The organism is Streptomyces sp. NPDC045695 (assembly GCF_056432025.1).
Genome location: NZ_JBWKJU010000001.1, coordinates 279,873 through 302,649, shown reverse-complemented (window position 1 = coordinate 302,649; position 22,777 = coordinate 279,873). Strand labels below are relative to the sequence as shown.

Annotated in this window: 21 protein-coding genes; 10 read left to right on the top strand and 11 right to left on the bottom strand. The window is 72.0% G+C overall.

Features of this window, described 5'->3' with window-relative positions:
• Positions 1-108 precede the first annotated feature (108 nt).
• The 3 genes from AC07DU_RS01385 to AC07DU_RS01375 all read left to right on the top strand — a co-directional run bounded on the left by AC07DU_RS01385 (position 109) and on the right by AC07DU_RS01375 (position 5,490).
• Positions 109-1,944 (top strand): ABC transporter transmembrane domain-containing protein, encoded by a 1,836-nt coding sequence (locus tag AC07DU_RS01385; protein ID WP_479034864.1) that lies wholly within the window; start codon positions 109-111, stop codon positions 1,942-1,944.
• Positions 1,941-3,722 carry an ABC transporter ATP-binding protein gene (locus AC07DU_RS01380; RefSeq protein WP_479108963.1) on the top strand — a complete coding sequence of 594 codons (1,782 nt, stop codon included), beginning with the start codon at positions 1,941-1,943 and terminating at the stop codon, positions 3,720-3,722. Before AC07DU_RS01385 ends, AC07DU_RS01380 begins: the two co-directional genes overlap by 4 nt.
• Positions 3,723-3,840: 118 nt before the next feature.
• The gene (locus AC07DU_RS01375; protein ID WP_360895711.1) at positions 3,841-5,490 is read left to right on the top strand and encodes a hypothetical protein; all 1,650 of its coding nucleotides are present in this window, start codon (positions 3,841-3,843) and stop codon (positions 5,488-5,490) included.
• 146 nt (positions 5,491-5,636) lie between these two features.
• Here AC07DU_RS01375 and AC07DU_RS01370 read toward each other — a convergent pair whose 3' ends face one another.
• The gene (locus AC07DU_RS01370; protein ID WP_360895714.1) at positions 5,637-6,428 is read right to left on the bottom strand and encodes a metal-dependent hydrolase; all 792 of its coding nucleotides are present in this window, start codon (positions 6,426-6,428) and stop codon (positions 5,637-5,639) included.
• A 145-nt stretch (positions 6,429-6,573) separates the two neighbouring features.
• On the opposite strand from AC07DU_RS01370, the gene AC07DU_RS01365 reads away from it, so the two are divergent.
• From AC07DU_RS01365 to AC07DU_RS01355, 3 genes are all read left to right on the top strand, one after another.
• Positions 6,574-9,096: a DEAD/DEAH box helicase gene (locus AC07DU_RS01365; protein ID WP_360895718.1), complete on the top strand. Its 2,523-nt coding sequence runs from the start codon at positions 6,574-6,576 to the stop codon at positions 9,094-9,096.
• Positions 9,097-9,211: 115 nt separating this feature from the next.
• Positions 9,212-10,093, top strand: a complete 882-nt coding sequence (locus AC07DU_RS01360) for an acyl-CoA thioesterase (RefSeq protein ID WP_360895721.1) — start codon at positions 9,212-9,214, stop codon at positions 10,091-10,093.
• Positions 10,094-10,174: 81 nt separating this feature from the next.
• Positions 10,175-10,576, top strand: a complete 402-nt coding sequence (locus tag AC07DU_RS01355) for a YchJ family protein (RefSeq protein WP_479108961.1) — start codon at positions 10,175-10,177, stop codon at positions 10,574-10,576.
• On the opposite strand, the gene AC07DU_RS01350 is transcribed toward AC07DU_RS01355, so the two are convergent.
• The 7 genes from AC07DU_RS01350 to AC07DU_RS01320 all read right to left on the bottom strand — a co-directional run bounded on the left by AC07DU_RS01350 (position 10,540) and on the right by AC07DU_RS01320 (position 17,084).
• Positions 10,540-11,364: a DUF6397 family protein gene (locus tag AC07DU_RS01350; protein WP_479108959.1), complete on the bottom strand. Its 825-nt coding sequence runs from the start codon at positions 11,362-11,364 to the stop codon at positions 10,540-10,542. The genes AC07DU_RS01355 and AC07DU_RS01350 overlap by 37 nt on opposite strands.
• A 107-nt stretch (positions 11,365-11,471) precedes the next feature.
• The gene (locus AC07DU_RS01345; RefSeq protein WP_328924404.1) at positions 11,472-11,870 is read right to left on the bottom strand and encodes a roadblock/LC7 domain-containing protein; all 399 of its coding nucleotides are present in this window, start codon (positions 11,868-11,870) and stop codon (positions 11,472-11,474) included.
• Positions 11,871-12,050: 180 nt separating this feature from the next.
• Positions 12,051-12,701: a GTP-binding protein gene (locus AC07DU_RS01340; RefSeq protein ID WP_479108957.1), complete on the bottom strand. Its 651-nt coding sequence runs from the start codon at positions 12,699-12,701 to the stop codon at positions 12,051-12,053.
• The gene (locus AC07DU_RS01335; protein WP_479034878.1) at positions 12,701-13,081 is read right to left on the bottom strand and encodes a DUF742 domain-containing protein; all 381 of its coding nucleotides are present in this window, start codon (positions 13,079-13,081) and stop codon (positions 12,701-12,703) included. The genes AC07DU_RS01340 and AC07DU_RS01335 overlap by 1 nt, the downstream gene beginning before the upstream one ends.
• Before the next feature lie 17 nt (positions 13,082-13,098).
• On the bottom strand, positions 13,099-13,542 hold the full coding sequence (locus tag AC07DU_RS01330; protein WP_360895737.1) for a roadblock/LC7 domain-containing protein: 444 nt from the start codon (positions 13,540-13,542) through the stop codon (positions 13,099-13,101).
• Positions 13,542-16,169: a sensor histidine kinase gene (locus AC07DU_RS01325; protein ID WP_479108955.1), complete on the bottom strand. Its 2,628-nt coding sequence runs from the start codon at positions 16,167-16,169 to the stop codon at positions 13,542-13,544. Before AC07DU_RS01325 ends, AC07DU_RS01330 begins: the two co-directional genes overlap by 1 nt.
• A gap of 132 nt (positions 16,170-16,301) precedes the next feature.
• Complete coding sequence (locus AC07DU_RS01320) at positions 16,302-17,084, bottom strand: MHYT domain-containing protein (RefSeq protein WP_453371281.1); 783 nt, start codon at positions 17,082-17,084, stop codon at positions 16,302-16,304.
• Positions 17,085-17,289: 205 nt separating this feature from the next.
• Between AC07DU_RS01320 and AC07DU_RS01315 the strand changes: the two genes are divergently transcribed.
• Positions 17,290-17,898 (top strand): class I SAM-dependent methyltransferase, encoded by a 609-nt coding sequence (locus AC07DU_RS01315; protein ID WP_479034887.1) that lies wholly within the window; start codon positions 17,290-17,292, stop codon positions 17,896-17,898.
• Between the two features lie 70 nt (positions 17,899-17,968).
• Here the strand turns inward: AC07DU_RS01315 and AC07DU_RS01310 are convergent, their stop codons facing one another.
• Positions 17,969-18,883: an oxygenase MpaB family protein gene (locus tag AC07DU_RS01310; RefSeq protein WP_479034890.1), complete on the bottom strand. Its 915-nt coding sequence runs from the start codon at positions 18,881-18,883 to the stop codon at positions 17,969-17,971.
• A gap of 135 nt (positions 18,884-19,018) precedes the next feature.
• Between AC07DU_RS01310 and AC07DU_RS01305 the strand changes: the two genes are divergently transcribed.
• From AC07DU_RS01305 to AC07DU_RS01295, 3 genes are all read left to right on the top strand, one after another.
• Positions 19,019-19,798, top strand: coding sequence for a hypothetical protein (locus AC07DU_RS01305; RefSeq protein ID WP_360895749.1), 780 nt, complete (start codon positions 19,019-19,021; stop codon positions 19,796-19,798).
• Positions 19,799-19,865: 67 nt separating this feature from the next.
• Positions 19,866-20,327, top strand: coding sequence for an SAM-dependent methyltransferase (locus AC07DU_RS01300; protein WP_360895752.1), 462 nt, complete (start codon positions 19,866-19,868; stop codon positions 20,325-20,327).
• Positions 20,328-20,521: 194 nt separating this feature from the next.
• On the top strand, positions 20,522-21,517 hold the full coding sequence (locus AC07DU_RS01295) for a polyprenyl synthetase family protein (protein WP_479109357.1): 996 nt from the start codon (positions 20,522-20,524) through the stop codon (positions 21,515-21,517).
• Between the two features lie 136 nt (positions 21,518-21,653).
• Here the strand turns inward: AC07DU_RS01295 and AC07DU_RS01290 are convergent, their stop codons facing one another.
• The gene (locus AC07DU_RS01290; protein WP_479108952.1) at positions 21,654-22,130 is read right to left on the bottom strand and encodes a hemerythrin domain-containing protein; all 477 of its coding nucleotides are present in this window, start codon (positions 22,128-22,130) and stop codon (positions 21,654-21,656) included.
• Between the two features lie 184 nt (positions 22,131-22,314).
• Positions 22,315-22,548 (bottom strand): hypothetical protein, encoded by a 234-nt coding sequence (locus AC07DU_RS01285; protein WP_479108950.1) that lies wholly within the window; start codon positions 22,546-22,548, stop codon positions 22,315-22,317.
• Between the last annotated feature and the right edge of the window lie 229 nt (positions 22,549-22,777).

The window sequence follows — 22,777 nt, the reverse complement described above, 5'->3', positions numbered from 1 at the left end:
GCAAACCTGGTGGCCGCGAGCCGTTGTCCAGGGAAAATCGATTGCCCGGAGCCGATCCGGAAGGCGAACCTTGCTCGGTTTGGACCACTCGACCAGTCATGGGGCGTCATGCAGATCAGCGATCTTCCGTATCCGGATCCAGGGGTACCCGACGCTCGCTCCGGCCCTCGCTTCCTCCTGTGGCTGGGCCGGGGCCAACTCGGCGGACAGCTCAAGAGCCTGTGCTGGGGCATGCTCCACTTCTCCGGCGTCGCCGCCCTGCCGTACGCGGTGGGTCTGGGCGTCGACGCCGTCATCGACCACGACGCCGACCGGCTGCTCCTCGTCGGCGCGCTGCTCGCCCTGACCGGCGTCGCCATCTCGGTGGGTGACGCCATGCTCCACCGCACCGCCGTCACCAACTGGATCACCGCGGCCGCCCGGGTGCAGCAGCTGCTCGCGCGCAAGACCGCCGAACTGGGTTCCGCGCTGACCCGGCAGGTCGCCGCCGGCGAGGTGGTCGCGGTCTCCACCGGCGACGTGGAGAAGATCGGCTGGTTCGTCGAGGCGGTCTCGCGCTTCCTCGCCGCCGTCTTCTCCATCGTCCTCGTCTGCGTCGGTCTGCTGTTCTACGCACCCGAACTCGGCGTGGTCGTCGCCGTCGGCGTGCCCCTGGTCGCCCTGGCCGCGCTGCCGTTGCTGCCGCGCGCCACGAAACGCGCCGACATCCAGCGCGAGAAGGCGGGCAAGGCCACCGAGCTGGCCTCCGACACCGTGGCGGGCCTGCGGGTGCTGCGGGGCATCGGCGGTGAGGAGCTGTTCCTCGGCCGCTACCGCGAGGCTTCGCAGGAGGTCCGCAAGGCCGCCGTGCGCAGTGCCCGGATGTGGGCGCTGATCTCCGCGGTCCAGGTGCTGCTGCCGGGGGCGCTGCTGATCACGGTGGTCTGGTACGGCGCCGCGCTCGTCGTAGACGGGCGCGTCGCGGTGGGTGAACTCGTCGCCGCGTTCAGCGCGGTGGCGACGCTGCTCTACCCGCTGCGTCACTTCGAGGAGATCGCCATGGCGTACTCCTTCTCGCGTCCCTCCGCGCAGCGGGCCGCCCGCGTGCTGTCCCTGACCCGGACGCAGGCCGGCGAGCGGCCCGCGCACGCCGGGCGCCCGCAGCCGCCGGCCTCGGGCGGCGACCTGTACGACCCGCAGACGGGCCTGCTGGCCCCGGCGGGCCGGTTCACCGCCGTCGTGTGCGGGGACCCGGACCTGGCGGGCCGGCTCGCGGAGCGCCTCGGCGGCCACCCCATGGACGGCGAGGCGGGCAGCGAACGGCCGTCGGTGCTCCTCGGCGGAGTCGCGCTGGACGAGCTCGAACTGGACACGGCGCGCACGCTGGTCCTCGTACAGGACAAGGACCCCGTGCTGCTGTCGGGCACGCTGCGGGCCCTGTTCGACGTACCGGCCTCCGGAGCGGTCGAGCCCGGTGCGGCGCTGGGCGCGGCCCAGTGCGCGGACGTGCTGGACGCACTGCTGCAGTCGGCTCCGGACGGATGCCAGGACCCGATGGACGCGCGGATCACCGAGCGCGGCCGGTCGCTGTCCGGCGGCCAGCGCCAGCGGCTCGCGCTGGCCCGGTCCCTGGTCACGGACCCGGAGGTGCTGGTGCTCGACGAGCCGACCTCGGCCGTCGACTCGCACACCGAGGCGCGGATCGCCGACGGGGTCGCGGCGCTGCGCGCGGGGCGCACCACGGTGGTCCTGGCGTCCTCGCCGCTGCTGCTTGACCGCGCCGACCGGGTCGTCCTCATCGACGGGGGCACGGTGGCGGCGGTCGGTACGCACCGCGAGCTGCTGAACGGCGAACCGCGCTACCGGGCGGTCGTCACCCGCGAGACCGAGGAGGAACAGCGGCTCGCACGCGTGGAACTGACAGGGCTGGACGAAGCACTCACAGAGATCGAGGAATCCGCATGATCGGCGTGGCGCCACCGGAGTACGATCCGGCGGCCCCCGAGTCGGCCGCGACCCTGCCCGTGGGCACGTCGGCGACCGTACGGGGCTATGTGCGCGACCTGTTCCGGCGTCACCGGCGGGCCTTCGCGGTGCTGGTGGGCGTCAACGCGACCGCGGTGATCGCGTCCATGGTCGGCCCGTACCTGCTGGGCCGGGTCGTGGACCAGCTCGCGGAGGGGACGCGCGACCTCCATCTGGAGCGCGTGGCGCTGCTGTTCGCGCTGGCGCTCGCGCTCCAGACGTTCTTCGTCCGGCAGGTCCGGCTGCGCGGGGCGATGCTCGGCGAGGAGATGCTGGCCGATCTGCGCGAGGACTTCCTGGTGCGCTCGGTGGGCCTGCCGCCGGGGGTGCTGGAGCGGGCGGGTACGGGTGACCTGCTCTCGCGGATCACCACCGACATCGACCGGCTGGCCAACGCGATGCGCCAGGCCGTGCCGCAACTGGCCATCGGCGTGGTGTGGGTGGGGCTGCTCTTCGGGGCGCTCGCGGTGACCGCGCCCCCGTTGGCGCTCGCGTCCCTGGTGGCGCTGCCGGTGCTGGTCGTGGGCTACGGCTGGTACGTCAAGCGGGCGCCCGCGGCCTACCGCTCGGAGGCGGCCGGATACGCGGCGGTCGCGGCCGTGCTCACCGAGACGGTGGACGCGGGCCGCACCGTCGAGTCGCACCGCCTGGGGCCGGACCGGATCGCGCTGTCGGAGCGGCGGATCAAGGAATGGACGGCGTGGGAGCGGTACACGCTGTTCCTGCGGACGATCCTGTTCCCCGTCATCAACGTCACGTACGTGACGATCCTCGGCTCGGTGCTGATGGCCGGCGGCTACTGCGTGCTGCGGGACTGGATGTCGGTGGGACAGCTGACCACGGGTCTGCTGCTCGCTCAGATGATGGTCGATCCGATCGGCCTGATCCTGCGCTGGTACGACGAGCTGCAGATCGCCGAGGTCTCGCTGGCCCGCCTGGTGGGTGTACGGGAGATCGCGCCGGACGCCGGGGACGCGAAGGTGACGCCCGAGGGCCGGGACGTGCGGGCCGACGAGGTCCACTTCGGCTACCGGGAGGGCGTCGACGTCCTGCACCGGGTGTCGATGTCCGTCCCGCCGGGCACCCGGATGGCGCTCGTCGGCCCCTCGGGCGCGGGCAAGTCCACCCTGGGCCGGCTGCTCGCGGGCATCTACGCGCCCCGGAGCGGCGAGGTCACCCTGGGCGGGGCGCGGCTTTCGCGCATGCCGGCGGAGCGGGTGCGCGAGCACGTGGCGCTGGTCAACCAGGAGCACCACGTCTTCGTCGGCTCGCTGCGCGACAACCTCCGCCTCGCACGGACGGACGCCGGGGACGGCGAACTGTGGGCGGCCCTGGGCGCGGTGGACGCGGACGGCTGGGCACGGGCCCTGGAGGCGGGCCTGGACACGGAGGTCGGTTCCGGCACCACGGCCCTGTCTCCGGCGCAGGCGCAGCAGATCGCGCTTGCCCGGCTGGTGCTGGCGGATCCGCACACGCTGGTGCTGGACGAGGCCACGTCGCTGCTGGACCCGCGAGCGGCACGGCACTTGGAGCGTTCGCTGGCCCGGGTGCTGGACGGCCGTACGGTCATCGCGATCGCCCACCGGCTGCACACCGCGCACGACGCGGACGTGATCGCGGTGGTCGAAGGCGGCAGGATCAGCGAACTCGGCTCCCACGACGAACTGGTCGCCGCCGACGGGGCGTACGCGGCGCTGTGGCGGTCCTGGCACGGGTGACCGGATGGTGACCCAAACCCCTCGCGGGACTCCTCGCACATATGTACTCTGAGCAAGCTTCAAACCTGATCACGTTCAAAAACAGAAAATGGGGGGGCCGGTGCGTAATCGCCGACTCATGCTTTCCACCGCCGTAGTCATCGCGGCCGGTGTCGGACTCGTCCCGGGCGTCGCCACCGCGGCGGGCCCGGACGGAGCCAAGGGGACGGGCGGCACGGGGGTGTCCGTTCCCGACCTGGACCTGACCGAGGCCAAGGCCAAGGCGTTCAAGGCCGAGACCTTCAGCAGCCCTGCCGCCAAGACGGTCCACCCGGCCGCGCAGGGCAGCGAGAAGACCGCTCCGCGGGCCTCGGGTACCGCGTCCGCCGAGCCGACGGTCGCACTGCAGGCCGAGGCCATCAGCGCCCACGCCATCCAGCTGGCCCTGACGTTCACCGTCGCGCCGGAGGACTCGATCAGCTCGGTCATCGAGTGGGGAGACGGCCAGACCTCGTCGACGCCGGCCTCCCCGGCCACGCAGACCCTGGACCACAAGTACGCCAAGACCGGCGTCTACACCGTCAAGGTCACCCTGCTCGACGGCACCACCGTCCGGGGCACCAACGAGATCGTCGTGCGGACCGCGGGCAACGAGTTCACCCCGCACGCCCCGACCCGCCTGCTGGACACCCGCGAGGGCATCGGCGCGCCCCTGGCCAAGGTGCCCGCCTACGGGACGGCCCGCGTCAAGATCGCCGGGGCCGCGCAGATCCCGGCCGGCGTGACCGCCGTGGCCCTGAACGTCACCGTCACCAACCCCGCCAAGGGCGGACACGTCCGCGTGTACGCCGAGGGCGGCGACCTGCCGAGCACCTCGAACGTCAACTACACCCCGGGGCAGACCGTCCCGAACATGGTGATCGCGTCGGTCGGCGGGAACGGCTACGTGGACATCTACAACCACGGCGACGGCGCGATCGACCTCATCGCCGACGTCACCGGCTACTTCTCCAAGAGCGCTGCCAGCGGCTACACCTCGGTGGCCCCGAGCCGTATCGTCGACACCCGCGAGGGTCTCGGTACGGGCACGGGCCGGGTCCCGGGCTACGGCAGTTTCAGCACCCAGGTCACGGGCCGCGCCGGCGTCCCGGCGAGCGCGAAGGCCGTCGCGCTCAACGTGACCGTCACCGAGCCGCAGGCGAACGGTCACCTGACCGTCTACCCCTCCGGCAGCTCCGCCCCGACCTCGTCGAACCTGAACTTCACCACGGGCCAGACCATCGCCAACGCGGTCATCGTCCCGATCGGCCCGGACGGCAAGATCAGCATCCGTAACGGCGCCGGGGCCGGGACCCATGTGGTCGCCGACGTCGTCGGCTACTACAGCCCCGAGAGCGAGAGCGCGCTGGTGCGCACCTTCCCGGAGCGCTGGTTCGACACCCGCGAGTGGGACGGCCCGCTGGACGGCCGCGCCTACATCTACGGGCGGTACGGCGGCGGCGACTCGAACATCACCGCGGTCATCACCAACGCCACCGTCACCAATACCGCGGGCACCGGCTTCCTCACGGTCGCGCCGGACCCGAACTCGTGGGAGGCCTACGAGGGCGGCTGGTCCACCCGCCCGGTCGCACCCAACTCCTCCAGCCTCAACTGGACCCCGGGCAAGACCGTGCCCAACCTGGTCCAGACGAGCTCCGGCGTGAACAACGTGATCGACTTCTGGAACATGAGCTACCAGCCCACGGACCTGCTCGTCGACACCTTCGGCTTCTACGCCAAGAACTGACGCCCCCGACCCCGCCCCCACCGGCGGGACCCGCGGGCACGGCGCCCCGGGAGCGGACCCCAGTGGTCCCGCTCCCGGGGCGCCGGCCGTTCCCGGCCGGGGCACACGGCGTCGTCGCGGTCCTGGATGAGGTCCTGGACCACGTCCTAGATGAATTCGAGGGCCGCGGCGCCGCCGAAGCCGCCCAGCAGGATGAACACGGGCATGAGGACCTTGAGCTCCACCCAGCTGCCGGCCCGGAAACGCATCATCTTCGGCGGGCCGATCGGGTACCAGCGCTTGCCCGCGATCGGGAGGGGCCACAGCACGGGGCAGCCCGAGACGGTCAGCGCGTCGCCGATGTCGTGGACCAGCGCGCCGAGCACGATCGGCAGGCCGAGCCAGAGGTACTCCTGGCCCGGTCCGGTGAACAGCCAGCTCGCGCCGTTGCCGGGCTGATCGAGCACCCCGGCCAGGATCCAGGCACTGGTGGCGCCGAGCAGCCACACCAGGACGTCGCTGGACATCCGGGCGGCCCGCCACAGGAGGCCTTCGACGGCCAGCACCAGGTGCACGAAGAGCAGGCCGAGGACCCCCCAGCGGTCGGCGGTGGCCGCGATCGCGGAGGCGCCACCGCCGATCAGCACGGCCCAGAGCCAGGTGTGCGTCAGGGTGCGGTGGCCGCCGGTGCGGCGGGCGTCCTTCTTGGACCGGGTGCTCTTGTAGACGGCGTAGGAGATCTTGTCGACCACCTCGCACAAACCTCTGGAGAGCGGTCCGAAGGCGCGCGAGATCGTCGCCGACTTGTGGTCGAGGTCGGGGGCGAGGGCCGCCCCGGCGCAGATCAGCGCTCCGACGACGAGGACCGGCCACGGCATGGGGTGCCCGGCGGCCGCGGTCGCCGCGCCCACCCCCAGCCAGGCCGCAGCCCCGGACAGTGAGTGCGCCGGACCCATCATGGTCGTTCCCCGCCCCGGTTCGTGTGTGCTCGGGCCCGGTCGACGCTTTCGTCCGGGCCTCATCGACGGCACAGCGTACCGTCGATGATCTTCCTTCCGTCCGCCGGTTCCCTGATCCGGGGGGAAGCCAGGCAAGATGGGGGGTGTGACCCTCATTGATCAGCTCCCGCCGAACGCCGACCCCGACGCCCTCTTCGAGGCCTTCTCCTCGTGGGCGCAGGACCAGGGCATCACCCTGTACCCGGCTCAGGAGGAGGCGCTGATCGAGGTCGTCTCCGGGGCGAACGTGATCCTTTCCACTCCGACCGGCTCCGGCAAGAGCCTCGTCGCGGCCGGCGCGCACTTCACCGCCCTGGCCCAGGACAAGGTCACTTTCTACACCGCCCCCATCAAGGCGCTGGTGTCGGAGAAGTTCTTCGACCTGTGCAAGCTCTTCGGCACGGAGAACGTCGGCATGCTGACCGGCGACGCCTCCGTGAACGCGGACGCACCGGTGATCTGCTGCACCGCCGAGGTGCTGGCCTCCATCGCCCTGCGCGACGGCAAGCACGCCGACATCGGCCAGGTCGTGATGGACGAGTTCCACTTCTATGCCGAGCCGGACCGCGGCTGGGCCTGGCAGATCCCGCTGCTGGAACTGCCGCAGGCGCAGTTCATCCTGATGTCCGCGACCCTCGGCGACATGAAGCGCTTCGAGGAGGACCTCACCCGGCGCACCGGCCGGCCCACCTCGATGGTCCGCTCCGCGACCCGGCCCGTTCCGCTGTCGTACGAGTACGTGACCACGCCGATCACCGACACGATCACCGAGCTGCTGGAGACCCGGCAGGCCCCCGTCTACATCGTGCACTTCACCCAGGCCCAGGCGGTCGAGCGGGCGCAGTCGCTCATGAGCATCAACATGTGCACCCGCGAGGAGAAGGACAAGATCGCCGAACTCATCGGCAACTTCCGCTTCACCACCAAGTTCGGCCAGAACCTCTCCCGCTACGTCCGGCACGGCATCGGCGTGCACCACGCCGGCATGCTGCCCAAGTACCGGCGCCTGGTCGAGAAGCTCGCGCAGGCCGGTCTGCTGAAGGTGATCTGCGGTACCGACACCCTCGGCGTCGGTGTCAACGTCCCGATCCGCACGGTGCTGTTCACCGCTCTCACCAAGTACGACGGCAACCGCGTCCGGACGCTGCGCGCCCGCGAGTTCCACCAGATCGCCGGCCGGGCCGGCCGCGCCGGCTTCGACACGGCGGGCTATGTGGTCGCGCAGGCGCCCGAGCACGTCATCGAGAACGAGAAGGCGCTCGCCAAGGCGGGCGACGACCCGAAGAAGCGCCGCAAGGTGGTGCGCAAGAAGGCCCCCGAGGGCTTCGTCGCCTGGTCGGACACCACCTTCGAGAAGCTCATCGCCGCCGACCCGGAGGCGCTGACCTCGCGCTTCAAGGTCACCAACATCATGCTGCTGTCGGTCATCGCCCGGCCCGGCGATGCCTTCCAGGCGATGCGCCACCTCCTTGAGGACAACCACGAGCCCCGCAAGGCCCAGCTGCGGCACATCCGCCGCGCCATCGCGATCTACCGCTCGCTGCTGGACGGCGGTGTCGTGGAGAAGCTCGACACCCCGGACGCGGAGGGCCGCACCATCCGGCTCACCGTCGACCTCCAGCAGGACTTCGCGCTCAACCAGCCGTTGTCGACCTTCGCACTCGCCTCCTTCGACCTGCTGGACCCGGAGTCGCCCTCCTACGCCCTGGACATGGTCTCGGTCGTGGAGTCCACGCTGGACGACCCGCGCCAGATCCTGGCCGCCCAGCAGAACAAGGAACGCGGCATCGCGGTCGGGCAGATGAAGGCCGACGGGATCGAGTACGAGGAGCGGATGGAGCGGCTCCAGGACGTCACCTATCCCAAGCCGCTGGAAGAGCTGCTCTTCCACGCCTACGACGTGTACGCCAAGAGCCACCCGTGGGTGCGCGACCACCCGGTCTCCCCGAAGTCGATCATCCGCGACATGTACGAACGCGCGATGACCTTCACCGAGTTCACCTCCTTCTACGAGCTGGCCCGCACCGAGGGCATCGTGCTGCGCTACCTGGCGAGCGCGTTCAAGGCCCTGGACCACACCATCCCCGACGACCTCAAGTCCGAGGACCTCCAGGACCTGATCGCCTGGCTCGGCGAACTGGTCCGCCAGGTCGACTCCAGCCTCCTGGACGAGTGGGAGCAGCTGGCGAACCCGGAGGTGGAGACGGCGGAGCAGGCCCAGGAGAAGGCCGACCAGGTCAAGCCGGTCACCGCGAACTCCCGCGCCTTCCGTGTCCTGGTGCGCAACGCCATGTTCCGCCGGGTGGAGCTGGCCGCCCTCGACCACGTCAACGTGCTGGGCGAGCTGGACGCCGAGTCCGGTTGGGACGCCGACGCCTGGGGCGAGGCCATGGACGGGTACTGGGACGAGTACGACGACCTGGGCACCGGACCCGACGCGCGCGGCCCGAAGCTGCTCCAGATCGAGGAGGACCCGGCGCACGGCCTGTGGCGCGTCCGCCAGACCTTCGCGGACCCCAACGGGGACCATGGCTGGGGCATCAGCGCCGAGGTCGACCTCGCGGCCTCGGACGAGGAGGGCCGGGCCGTCATCCGGGTCACCTCGGTCGGCGAGCTCGGCGCCCTCTGACCCCCTCCGGCATCCCGCCGGACCGCACCGTCCGCCGACATCGCCCCGCCCGCCCGGACCGCTAGCACCGCAAGCACCGCAAGCACCGCCCGGACCCGACAGTGGAGATCCTCTGATGACGAACCCCGCCGAGAGACTGGTCGATCTGCTCGATCTGGAGCAGATCGAGGTGAACATCTTCCGTGGCGCCAGCCCGCAGGAGTCCCTCCAGCGGGTCTTCGGCGGCCAGGTCGCCGGCCAGGCGCTGGTGGCCGCGGGCCGCACCGTCGAGAGCGACCGCCCGGTCCACTCGCTGCACGCGTACTTCCTGCGCCCCGGCATCCCGGGGGTGCCGATCGTGTACCAGGTGGAGCGGGTGCGCGACGGGCGGTCCTTCACCACGCGCCGGGTCACCGCGGTCCAGCAGGGCAAGACGATCTTCAATCTCACCGCCTCCTTCCATCATCCGGAGGAGGGCAGCATCGAGCACCAGCTGCCTCCTCACCACGTCCCTCACCCGGACACGCTCCCCAAGGTCGCGGACGAGATCCGGGAACACCTCGGGGCACTGCCGGAGGCGCTGGAGCGGATGGCCCGCCGCCAGGCCTTCGACATCCGGTACGTGAACCGGCTCCGCTGGACCCCCGAGGAGCTCAAGGGCGCCGATCCCCGCAGCGCGGTGTGGATGCGCGCCGTCGGCCCGCTGGGCGACGACCCGCTCGTGCACACCTGCGCCCTCACCTACGCCAGTGACATGACCCTCCTCGATGCCGTGCGCATCCCCGTGGAGCCCTTGTGGGGCATGCGTGGTTTCGACATGGCCTCGCTGGACCACGCGATGTGGTTCCACCGGCCGTTCCGGGCCGACGAGTGGTTCCTCTACGACCAGGAGTCACCCATCGCACACGGCGGCCGGGGCCTGGCCCGGGGCCGCATCTACGACCTGGAGGGCAGGCTTCTTGTCTCCGTGGTCCAGGAGGGCCTCTTCCGCCCGTACGCCGCCAAGCAGTCCCAGTAGTCCCAAGGCCCAGCAGGCCCAACAGGCCCAGCAGCAGTAGTCCCAGCAGTCCGAGCCCGTCCCGAAGAACTGAGCACACCCATGGCCACCCCCGCTCTGCCCTGCCCCTGCGGGCTGCCCGCCGCCTACCCGCAGTGCTGCGGCCGCTTCCACTCCGGTACGCAGCAGGCACCCACCGCCGAGCTGCTGATGCGCTCACGCTTCAGCGCCTTCGCCGTCGGCGACACCGCCTACCTGATGCGCTCCTGGCATGCCTCGACCCGCCCGGCCCACCTCGACCTGGACCCCGGTCAGCGCTGGGAGCGGCTGGAGATCCTCGCCACCGAGCGCGGCGGGATGTTCGAGACGGAGGGCTCGGTGGAGTTCCGCGCCCACTACCGCGAGGGCCGGCACAGCGGCTCGCTGCACGAGCACAGCGGCTTCTCCCGCGAGGCCGGGGCCTGGGTCTACGTCGGCCCCCTCTCCCCCGTCGACTTCGACTGACCGCGCGCCCCCGCCAGGGCGAAGTCCAGGCCGGTGCGGTACCAGTGGACCTCCTCCGGCGGCCCCGCCTTGAGCAGCCGCAGCGCCACCGCAGCGGCCGCCGGGGCCTGCGGATGTCCGTACGGCGGGGGTGGGGCCAGCGCGGCCAGGACGATCCGCTCCGCCGGATCGGGCACGGCTTCGCGCAGTTCGTCGTCCGGGAGCACCGCGGCCAGTACCGCCGCGCGCTCCCAGGGGTCGGCGGTCCGTCTCAGCAGCAGCGCGACGTGCCGCCCGCGCCACTGCCGTGGGCGCAGATCCGCTTTGGCCGCCATCAGTTCGTGGTCCGCCGGGGGTGCGACGCCGCTCAGCATCCCCGGCTCCCGCGCTGCGAAGCCCCGTAGCTCCGCGGCCAGGTAGAGCCACACCACGGCCCGGTAGCGGTTGATCCGGTAGCCGACCGGGGTGAGGTGCCCGCAGCGCGCGAGCCGCGTGAAGCGGCTCGGGACGACGCCCAGCACCTCCGCCGCCTCTGCTCCGGCCACCGTCTCGACCCGCTCGCGCAACGCGTCCGGCCAGCCCTCGGCCGCCCTGAGCCGCTCCAGCTCGGCCCGCGCGTAGCGCGCGGCGCCGCCGGCCGCGGGTGGCCCGGTCCGGACGAGCCCCAGCTGGACGGCCCTCGCGAACCCGCTCCGGCTCAGCCCCAGTTCGCCGGCGGCCTGTACGGCGCCCACCAGGACGTCCGCCGCCCCGTCCCCCTCCGCGCGCACGACCGGGTCGTCCCGCAGAGCGGTACCCATCTCCCTCATGACGTCTCCCCCACACGAGCAGTGATTACTCTGTGTGAAGACCGTAACTCAGCGCGACGACAGCCCGCGAGGCCTGTGGATAACTCCGCGGACGCTCCCGTACCGACTCAGCCCCCGGTGATGCGCCGTTCCGCGACGCCCAGGTGCTCGCCCACCCGGTTGACCAGCAGCGTCATCTCGTACGCCACCTGACCGATGTCCGCCTCGGAGGCACTGAGCACGCACAGACAACTGCCCGCTCCCGCCGCCATGACGAAGAGCACCCCTTCGTCGTACTCGACCATCGTCTGCCGGACCTCCCCGGCCCTGAAGTGCCGTCCCGACCCCTTCGCCAGGCTCTGCAGACCGGCCGCGACGGCCGCCAGGTGCTCCGCGTCCTCCCGCGCCAGACCCGCGCTCGCACCCGTCACCAGGCCGTCGTTGGACAGCACCACCGCATGCCTGACCTGCTGGACCCTGCGCGTCAGATCGTCCAGCAGCCAGTCCAGTTGCTTGTCCAGTGCCATTGCCAGCCCCTCCCCGTCGACGCCGCCTGCGTGGCCGCGCCCCACCCCTCGTACTCGTCCCGCAAGCCTTCCCCACCAGTGCCTTTCCGGCAAGGAGGACGTCCCCATGGCGCAGAAGATGACTCAAGAGGAATGACGCGCCCCGTCCCCGTCCCCGCGCCCCGCTCCGGGCGGTCCCGCTCACACGGAATCGGCCTGCGGCTCCACCGACTCCAGCAGCCGGGCGGTGTGCACCCGCCCGGCGTACTCGACCAGCCTGATCAGCACTTCCTTCCCCGAGTCCTTGTCCCGCGCGTCGCACAGCACCACCGGCGTCCCCCGGTCCAGGTCCAGCGCCCGCGAGACGTCGTGCGCCCCGTACCGCCGCGCGTCCGTGAAGCAGTTGACGGCCACCACGAAGGGGATGCGCCGGTGCTCGAAGTAGTCCACCGCCGGGAAGCAGTCCTCCAGCCTCCGCGTGTCGGCGAGCACCACCGCGCCGAGCGCCCCCTGCGCGAGCTCGTCCCACAGGAACCAGAAACGGTCCTGCCCCGGCGTGCCGAACAGGTACAGGGACAGCCCCGACCGGATGGTGATCCGCCCGAAGTCCATCGCGACCGTCGTGGTCGTCTTCCTCTCCACGCCGCCCGTGTCGTCGACCAGTTCGCCCGCCTCGCTGAGCAGTTCCTCCGTCCGCAGCGGACGGATCTCGCTCACCGCGTCCACCAGCGTGGTCTTGCCGACCCCGAAGCCGCCCGCCACGAGGATCTTCAGCGCGAGCGCGGCCAGTTCGGGGTCCTCCCCCGAACCGGGATCCACGTCCGGAGCCGGTCCGTCGTCATGCAGTCCCATCACAACGCTCGCAATCCCTCGATGACTTCACGCAAAATCCGCTCGTCCGGCAGTTGTGCGGGCGGCACCGGCCGGCTGACCTTGACGTGCCCGCCCTCCAGCAGGTCCCCGAGGAGCACCCGCACCACCCCCACGGGCAGGTCGGCGTCCGCGGCGAGTTCCGCCACCGACTGGGTCTCGGACCGGCAGAGCCCGAGCAGGGCCCGGTGTTCTGGACCGAGCAGCGACTCGGCCGCCTCGTCCGTGGCCTCCGGGTCCACCACGACCAGCGCGATCAGGTCGAAGCGGACCCCGTGGGGCCCCGGCTTCGTACGCCCGCCCGTCATGGCGTACGGACGGACGAGCGGACCCGCGTCGGCGTCGTACCACTGGCCGTCCATGTGCGCGGCCGCCGCCCTCAGCCGGCGGCCGGCGGCCGCGCCGCGAACCGGGGCGGGGTGTAGAGGTGCTCGCCGACCCGCTTCACCAGCCGGGCCATCTCGTAGGCGATCAGCCCGATGTCGGCGCTGGCGGCGCTGAGCACGGCCAGGCAGGAGCCGTCTCCGGCGGCCGCGACGAAGAGGAAGCCCTCGTCCATCTCGACCATCGTCTGGCGCACGCCCCCGGCGTGGAAGTGCCGGCCCGCGCCCTTGGCCAGGCTGTGGAAGCCGGAGGCCACCGCTGCCAGGTGTTCGGCGTCCTCCCGGCCGAGCGCGCTGGAGGCGCCGACCGCCAGCCCGTCGTTGGAGAGGACCACGGCGTGGCGGACCTCGCGGACCCGCAGCACCAGGTCGTCCAGCAGCCAGTCCAGTTCGCCGGACCTGCGGACGCCGTCGAGGCCGATCCTCTGGTGTTCGATCATCACACTTCTCCTTCGCTGCCTGCGTGGGGGGAGTTGTCCTGGGCGCCGCGGACCCAGCCGGCCCGGTAGGCCGTCATCTGATCCCTGGCCTCCTCCGGACTGCGGCCCGAGGGGTCCCCGGGGAGGCCGGCGCCAGCCGGGTCGCCCGGGGCGGGCGCCTCGCGCAGCTGCGGGACGAGGCTGGCCTGGCGCACCCGGCGCGGCAGTTCCGTCAACGAGGCGGCGGGGACCGCGGCCGTCTGGGTACGGGTCCCCGCGTCACCGGGGGCGCGCGGCCGCAGCGAAGCCACCGGGGCGCGCGGCCCCTCGGCCGCGGAGGCCCGTTCGGGAGCCGGGAGGTCGCGCGGGTCCCGCCCTGCGGCCGAGGCGCGCGCGTCCTCCCGTACGACGGTGATGGTGGGCTGCTGCTCCGGAGTCGGGGCCGGGCCGGGAACCGGGGTGGGAGGTTCCGGGTCAGGCGCCCGTTCGGGAGCGGGCGCGGGCGCGGGGACGGGCGCGGAGACGGGGACGGGGACAGAGCCAGGGGCGGCGGCCGTGATGGCGCCCTGGAGCACGGAGTTCGGCAGGAGCACGACCGCGGTGGTGCCGCCGTAGGGAGACGTACGCAGGTGCACCTTGACTCCGTGGCGGGCCGCGAGACGGCTGACCACGAAGAGCCCGAGCCGGTCGCTGTCGAAGAGGTCGAGCGCCTCGGACTGCTCGATGCGCCGGTTGGCGTCGCTCAGGGAGGCGCGGCCCATGCCGAGACCGCGGTCCTCGACCTCCAGGACGTAGCCGGCTCCCACGGGTTCTCCGCTGACCCGCACCTTGGTGTGCGGCGGCGAGAACTGCGTGGCGTTCTCGATGAGTTCGGCGAGCAGGTGGGTGAGGTCGGCTACGGCTCCGCCGACCACTGCGGCTTCCGCGAGCTGGCGGACCTCCACGCGCGGATAGTCCTCGATCTCGGAGACGGCGGCCCGTACGACGTTGGTGAGGGGGACCGGCATCCGCCAGGCACGGCCAGGAGCGGCGCCCGACAGGATGATCAGGCTTTCGGCGTGCCGGCGCATCCGGGTGGTCAGGTGGTCGAGGCGGAAGAGGTCGCCGAGCTCGTTCGGGTCGTCGGCGCGCCGTTCCATCGAGTCGAGCAGGGTGAGCTGCTTGTGCACGAGGACCTGGCTGCGGCGGGCGAGGTTGACGAAGACCCCCGAGACCCCGCTGGCGAGTTCCGCCCGCTCGACCGCGGCGCTGAGCGCCGCCCGGTGGACGGTGCCGAGCGCCTCACCGACCTGGGTGATCTCGTCCTCGGCGGGAGGCCCGGACGGGGTCTCGGCGGTGACGTCGACGTCCTGGCCGGCGCGCAGGCGCTCCATGGCCCGCGGGAGTTTGCGGTGGGCGATCTCCAGGGCGGTGTTGCGCAGCGCGACGAGTTCCACGACCAGGGCGCGGCCGATCCGGACGGAGATGACGAGCGAGGCCGCGACGGCTGCCAGACCCAGCACCACGGCGGCTCCGGCCGGGCTCAGCGCGCCCTCGGTGACCGGGTCGGCCCGGTGGGCGGCCGTGGCGTGCGCGGCCTGTTCGATCTCCCGCATGGACGCGGCGACGCCGGTGTGGGCCGCTTCCCACCCGGCGGGCGCCCCGCGGCTCTCCCGGGCCGTGCCGGCGGCCAGCGCCCGGTCCTCGGCGCCGGTGAGGTCGGCGTAGGCGGCGCTCTTGGCCACGGACTGCCAGGCGGCCTGCTGGGCGGCGGGGAGGTCACGGGCCGCGGTGTCGGTGAGCGCCCGGCGGGTCTCGATGGTGCCGGTCAGAAGCCGAAGCGTTTCGGCGCTGCGCGGGCCCGGCAGGGCGAGCAGCGCGTCCTCGCGGGACAGCAGCTCGGCGGCGCGGGCGAATTCGTGCAGGACACGGGCGTCGGGGCCCAGTTCGGCGTCCTCGCCACCGGTCAGGGAGCCGCCCACGGCGATTGCGGAATCGACCACGCCGGTGTAGATGGCGTAGGCGGCCTCGGCGGTGGCGCGGCGGTCGGTGATGTCCTTGCGGGCCGGGCCCAGGGCTTCGGCGGCGGCGACGAACGCGCTCAGGCGGACCACCGTGTCGGAGCGGTAGTCGCCGGAGTCGGCGACGGTGTGGCGGTCGCCGAGGCGCAGCCGCTGGACGGCGGTGTCGGTGCGGCGGGCCTGCGGGGCGAGGGCGCCCGGGTCGGCGGCGGGGTCGGCGAGGAGCCGGACGGCGGCGCGCCGTTCGGCCTGGAGCTCGCTGACGGCGGCAGCGACGGGGGTGCGTATCTCGGCGTCGGCCTGGTGGACACGGCTGAGCCGGGCTATGTCCTGGGCGGTGCTGACGGTGGCGAAGGCCCAGAGGGCGAGGAGCGAGACGACCGGGACCATCAGCAGCGAGACGATCTTCGCGCGGACGGTGGCGGGGCGCAGCCGCAGCCGGGGGCCGGGGCGGCGCTCGGACGGGGCGGTCGGGAGCGGCGGGGGCGGCTGGTGAGTCTGAAAGGGCTGGTGGGGCTGGTGAGGTTGGTGCGGTTGGTGCGGCGCCGGTTCCTCGGCCGGCGGCCCGGCGTGGGCCCGGCGGCCGCGTGCCGGGGGCGCGGGCCGCCGCGGCGCCGCTACTTCCGGTCTTCTGCGGGGTGTGCGCATGGGCTCCTCGTTCCGGGGTGGTACGTACGAACGGACGCGGCGGTGGAGTGCGGTGCGGTCCGTTGCAGTGCGGGGGGACGGTGAGTAGAGGGCGGGGCGGGGCGGTGCGCGCGGTGCCGGGAGACGGCTCGATCAGTGGGCTGGCACCGGGCCCTCCCCCAGATGCCGGGCGGCGGAAGCGGAGGCGGCTCGTTCGTCCGCCGTCGGCGAGAGGGCGACGAAGGCTGCGGTGATGAAGAGGTACGAGCCCAGTCCGACGGCGAGGGGGAAGATGAACTGCAGGGCCGTGGCGCCGGGCAGGGGCGTGTCCGAGGGGCTCACGCTGACGGCGACGGCCGTCATCCCCGTGTAGTGCATGCTGCTGACGGCTGCGCCCATGACGAGCGAGGCGACGGCGACGGCCACCGGTGACTTGATGTTGAGCGCGGCCCACAGGGCGGCGGTGGCCGCCACGACGGCGATGGCGACGGAGAGCCCGACGGTGAGGGGGTCGTACGAGACCTCACCGTGCAGGCGCAGGGCCGCCATGCCCAGGTAGTGCATGCTGGCGACGCCGAGTCCGGTGGTGAGGCCGCCCAGTACCAGCGAGCGGCTGCGGTCCTTCCCGTAGCCGACGGCGAAGACTCCGGCGCCGACGACCAGCATGGCGACGAGCAGGCTGAGGACGGTGAGGGGCACGTTGTAGTGGATCTCGGTGCCGGTGACCTCGAAGCCGAGCATGGCGACGAAGTGCATCGTCCAGATACCGGTACCGACGGCGGAGGCCGCGGTGAGGAGCCAGTTGCGGCGCGAGCTTCCGGTCGCGGCGAGCGCGCGGACGGTGCAGCGCAGCCCGAGGGCGGCGCCGGTCGATGCCATCACGTATGACAGCACGGGTGTCAGCCAGCCGTAGGCGGCGTGGTCCAGATGTCCCAGGTGTTCCATGGCCACCGGACGCTAGTCCGGGTGAGGGCGCGAACAGGGGGCGCATTTCGAAAGCCGCTGTAAGTGCTGAAATATGACAGAGATACGTTCATGTTTCGATCGCACCGCATGCCACCTTGCGCACCGTCGGCGGACACTCGGGCAGGCACTCGGGCAGCACTCGGGCGGACCCTCGGGCGGGCGTCCGTGCGGGATCATGGGCCGCATGAGCGAAGACCACACGCACGTGCAGGAGTTCTTCGGGGCGCGCGCCGCCGGCTGGGATCGCAAGTTCCCCGAGGACGGGCCCGCCTTCGCCGCCGCCGTGGCCGAATTCGGGCTGCGGCCCGGGGACCGCGTGCTCGACGCGGGCTGCGGCACCGGTCGTGCCCTGTCAGCGCTACGGGCCGCCGTCGGGCCCACGGGACTCGTGCTGGGCGCCGACCTCACGCCGCAGATGCTGACCGCCGCGCAGGAGGCCGGGCGGGGAGCGCATGCCGCCCTTCTGCTCGCCGACGTGGCTCGGCTGCCGGTGCGCGACGAGGTGCTCGACGCGGTGTTCGCGGCGGGGCTGATCGCCCACCTGCCCGACCCGGAGGCGAACCTGCGCGAGCTCGCCCGGGTCGTCCGCCCCGGCGGCCGGCTCGCTCTCTTTCACCCGATCGGGCGAGCGGCCCTGGCCGCGCGCCACGGCCGCGAGCTGACCTCCGGGGACCTGCGCGCCGAGCACAACCTCGGCCCGCTGCTGGCTCGTTCGGGCTGGGGCCTGACCTCGTACAGCGACGAGGACGACCGCTTCCTGGCGCTGGCCCTGCGTCGCCCGTGACCTACGGCCGTACGCCGGCTCCGCCCCCGGAATCGGGGGCGGCTGCCGGGATCAGGGAATGCTGCCGGGATCAGGCCGGAGGCTGTGCGTCGGCTCCGGCGGGCCGGCGGGGATGCGGCACGGGGCAGCCACCCGCGCCCGGCACGGGGAACGTGCCGAGCTCGCCCACGTCGTAGCCGCCCCGGTACCCCTTGATCTCCGGGTTCTGGCGGGCGTAGTGCGGGGCCTTGCGCGGCGGCAGCAGGCGCACGGCGCGCCCGCGCAGCCGCAGGGCTCCCCGGACCAGCCGCTGGACCCGGGGGCGCGGGGCCCCGAACCGGAAGGCGCCCAGCAGCGACTCGTCGAGGAGGGCCTTGCTGGCGCCGCGCACGGCGGGGGCGAGCGGCGCCGGGTACCAGGAGGCCATCAGGTCCAGGGTGGCGTCGGCAACGCGCCGGCCACCCTCGTCCCAGCCGAAGTGAGCCTCCTCGTAGGCGTCCAGGGTGGCTTCGAACTCCTCGTAGGAGCCCGGGATGTCCGTGATGCCCAGATGGCGGCCGAGGGTGGCGTAGTAGTTCGCGCAGGCCCGGCGCTCGTGATGGGTCAGCGCACGCCAGCCGTAGGCGTCCAGCCAGCGTGCGGGAATCACCACGAACGTGCACAGGACGTAGCGCATGTCCTCGTTGGAGATGGCGTAACTGCGGTGCATCTGGTTGACGCGGCGGATCGCGGTGCGGGCGGTGTCGCTCGCGAAGCCGTGCTCGACGACGGCGTCGAGCAGCAGCGCGGTGTCGTCGTAGCGCTTCTGCGTCCGGTCGGTGAACTCGGCGGTCTCGGCCAGCAGGCCCCCGATGCTCGGGACGGCATAGGTCCGGAACAGGGCGAGCTCTAGGGCGCGGGCGAAGTCCCAGGGAAACTCGTACGTCGCGGTGAGCCGGTAGATGGCGAGGAAGTCCTTGTCGGGGTCCAGACGGAGGATGTCCCTCAGCCGGTCGTAACGCTGCACCGGGTACACCTTTCTGTGGTGGGGCCCCAACTCTACGTGCAGGTAGCGGGCTTGGAAATCGTCACCCGCAGGCTCTCGACGGGCGGGTTACCCGCTGGTTAAGGTGCGCCGACGAGAGAGCTACCGGGAGGCCAGGTGTCCGACGACGAGGGTGGCGGCTCGCTGTACGTGCTGACCGCCGTGCTGCTGACCCCCGCGCAGTTCCCGAGCATCCTGGGCGACGACTTCCCCGAGGCCTGCTCCCTGCTGGGTGTGGCGCCGAACCGCGAGGGGTACGGGCTGGTGCTCGGCCAGGACGAGGAGGGCGCGCGCTGGACGGTCGTCGTGGACGACGTCTCGCTCGTGGCCACGGCCATCGCCTCCTGGGACTGCGGGATGGAATACGACTTGTCCCCCGACGAGCGGACGATCGTGGTCTCGCTGGCCGGCTGGCCCCTGGAACTGTCGGTGGCCGCGCCGGGGATCCCGCAGCCGCACGATCCCGAGCAGGGGGCGGACGGCACGGGGCGGGTGCCGCTGGCGCCGCCCTCGGCGGACGCCTGGGGTCCGGTCCAGCGGCGGATGGGCGCGGACCAGATCGCGCGGGAGTGGGCCGACTGGCGCGGGCGGGTGGCCACCGACGGTGGCGCGGCGGCCGCCGCGCACCCCGGGCTGGCGCGGGCGCGGGAGGAGGCACTGGCGTACACGCGGACCCCGCCGCCGCTCGGCCGGGTGCGGTCGTCCTTCGCCGGCGAGGGGAGCCGGACGCTGCGGGTGGACGGCCCGGGCTGGTCGCTGGTGGCCCGTACCGGCGAGGCGGCCTTCGTCCTGCTGGACGAGGAGCCGAGCGAGGTGCTGGCGGTCCCCCACGAGGGGGATCCGGACCTGCCGGAGCTGCTGGCGGCGCTGGACCGCGTCGCGGTCCGCCCGGCTTGAGGACGCACGGCGGCGCGCCCGGCGACACCCGCCGGCGCGTCGCGGGCGAAGACGCGAGGGAGACGTGATGGTGGTGGAGTCGCAACCCGTGGGCGTGGTGGTGGGCGGCCGCGCCGAAGTGACCGACGACGACTGGGGCCGGGAGGCGGCGGTGATCCGCCTGGACGGCCGCAGGTTCGGTCCACAGGCACTGTTCGGCCTCGAGGACTTCTCGCACGTCGAGGTGATCTACCACTTCGACCGGGTGCCGGTGGAGAAGATCGAGACGGGCGCACGGCACCCCCGGGGCAACCCGGACTGGCCGCTGGTCGGCATCTTCGCCCAGCGCGGCAAGAACCGGCCGAACCGGCTGGGCGTCTCGCGGTGCCGGGTGGTGAAGGTGGACGGATTGGACGTCCACGTCGAGGGCCTCGACGCGGTGGACGGCACACCGGTGCTCGATTTGAAGCCATACATGGTCGAATTCGGGCCACGCGGCGCATTGCGTCAGCCGCCATGGTCGACGACCTTGATGCGCGACTACTACTGAGCGGTGAGGCGGGGCCCGGTGCCCGGGTCCCGCCGACCCCGCCCTCATGATCGAAAAGAACCGGCCACAGGTGCCGGAAATCGCTCTGGATCCCCTCCCTCCGGAATGATCGAATCGGCCAGTCACGCGGCTCAAAGGGTGCGCTCCTCGCCCCCTTCGGCCCAGTACCACGACGGAGGCCCTTCTTGAATTCCATGTCCTACCTGGACCTGCACCGGGAAGTCTCACGGGACATCGACGCGGAGATCGAAACCGCCCTGGAGCGACTCGGCCCGTCGGCACGCATCACCAGGAACTCAGTGGCCAAGCTTTTGGAGCACCGCAAACTGAGACATCCCCTCTCGGTGCTGCCGCTGCTGACGCACGCGATCGAGACGGGACATCCACGGCCCGCCATTCCGCTGTCCGCCGTGCACCTGCTGTGGTGGACTTCGGCGTGCTATCTCGATGACCTGGCAGACGCCAACGGCGCATCCATCTCCGGCAGCCTCAGCGAGAACGAGGCGCTGCTCGCCTCCGTGATCACCGGAAACGCGCTCCCCATTCAGATCATCCTGTCCCAGGAACTCCCGGAGCCGGCGCGCAGCGCGCTCATATCCGAGATACTCAACGGCTGGATCATCGGCGTGGACGGCCAGATAGCCGACATGCGGGGAGACATGGGCAGCGCCTCCCGGAAATCGGTCGTAGAGACGTATCGCGGCAAATCCGGCGCCCCCTTCGGAATGATCACGGCAATGGCCGCGATATTCTCCGGCGCCACGCCCGAAAGGGTGGAACTGTGGCGTGAATTCGGCTATGTCTTCGGCATCCTCTGGCAGATCTTCAACGACCAGGAAGACATCGTGTCCGGTCGCGACGAGGACCTGCTCAACGGCACGGTGACGTATCTCCTCGCCTCCGTCCTCGAGGACGCCTCTCCCGAGTTCAGGGACCACATCCTGGGCCTGTGTGCCGGCGCCGGCCGCTCACATCAGGCCAGGACGGAACTCGCGGGCCTCCTGCGGACCCCCGCCGCCCTCGACCGGTACCGCGCGGAGATCGACGGCTTCCGCGACGAGGCCCACCGCATCCTGGGCCGGCTGGGCGGCGACGAGTTCTACGCACAGGTGCTCCGCCAGCTCGTGGACCACGCGTCGCAGATGGTGCTGGAGAGCGCCCTCACCCCGGCCGCCGCCAAGGCCGCCTGACCCGGCCAGCGGGGCGGGCGGCTCAGCCCTCCACACTCCCGTGAACGTGCGCGTACGGGGCGCGCCCACCTCGCTCGATGTCCCGCCCGGCTGCCCGACACTTCCAGCCGGGCGGGGGCGCCCCTCACCCGCACCCTCAGCTGTCGGTCGCGCTGGGCACCGCGAGCGGCTCCCGCGGGGCCTTTTCCTTCTCGGCTTGGAGGCGGTCGCCGAGTTCGGTGAGCCGGTTGCGTCCCATCGCCTTGCGGACGTCCGGGAACCACTCCTGCTCTTCCTCCTCCACGTGGTGGCGCACGTTCTCCATCAGGACGCTCATCTTGGCCTTGAACCGCTCGTCGGAGGGGTCCATCCGCTTGCGCTCGGAGAGCATCCACACCACGGCATGGTGTTCCTCAACGCTTTCGAGGATGTGATCGGTGGTGTCGGGAGCGGCCTCGCGGGCGGCGGGGTAGAAGACCTGCTCCTCGATCCAGGCGTGCACGGTCAGCTCTTCGATCACCTCGTCGGCGATCGCCCGTCGCTCGGTGAGATCGTCGTCGCCGGTCTTCTCGAACCGTTTGAACAGCTTCTCGACTGTCTTGTGGTCCTCGCGCAGCAGCACGATCGCGTCCATGTCCGTCTCCTCCTCCATGGTGTTGCGCGGCCCCGGCGTCGGCCGGGCACCAACGCCACGATCGCGCCGCGGGCGGCGAACACTGCTCCTTCGCCCGTGGACACGCAGGAGACCGCCCACCCGGACCAGCGCCCGGCGGGGCGGCCCCGCGTCCACGGACCCCTGCCGCGGTACCCGCTACGCGTCAACGGTCGTCACGCATGTCGTCCAGATCCTCCTCACCCAGGTCGTGCATCACGTCGCGCATCGTCGCGTCCTCCCGGCCCCGCTCACGCGTCACCTCTTCGGGACGGCGCGGCCGACCACCCGTCTTCAGCTGATCGGGCTCCGGCGACCGCCCGCGAATCTGCTCCTCGCGTCCCTCGCCCGGCGTCTGACGCTTGTCCTGCATGCCGCCGTCCTGCCTGTCGGCGCCCATGACGGTTCACACTCCTCGGGTCGTACTTCTCCCGGTATCCCGCGGCTGTCCCCTCCCGCACCCCCCAAACATGTCCCTGCCGGGGGCCGCCGCGACCGCCGAGCGGCCCGTTTCCGGCTGGGGCGCAGGGGCAGACGTGTGATCGAAGCGGCGGGTGGTGAGGGCGGTCAGGCAATGACCATGACCCCCCGACCGACGTACTGACTTTCGTCCCGGTGAGCCTCCCGAT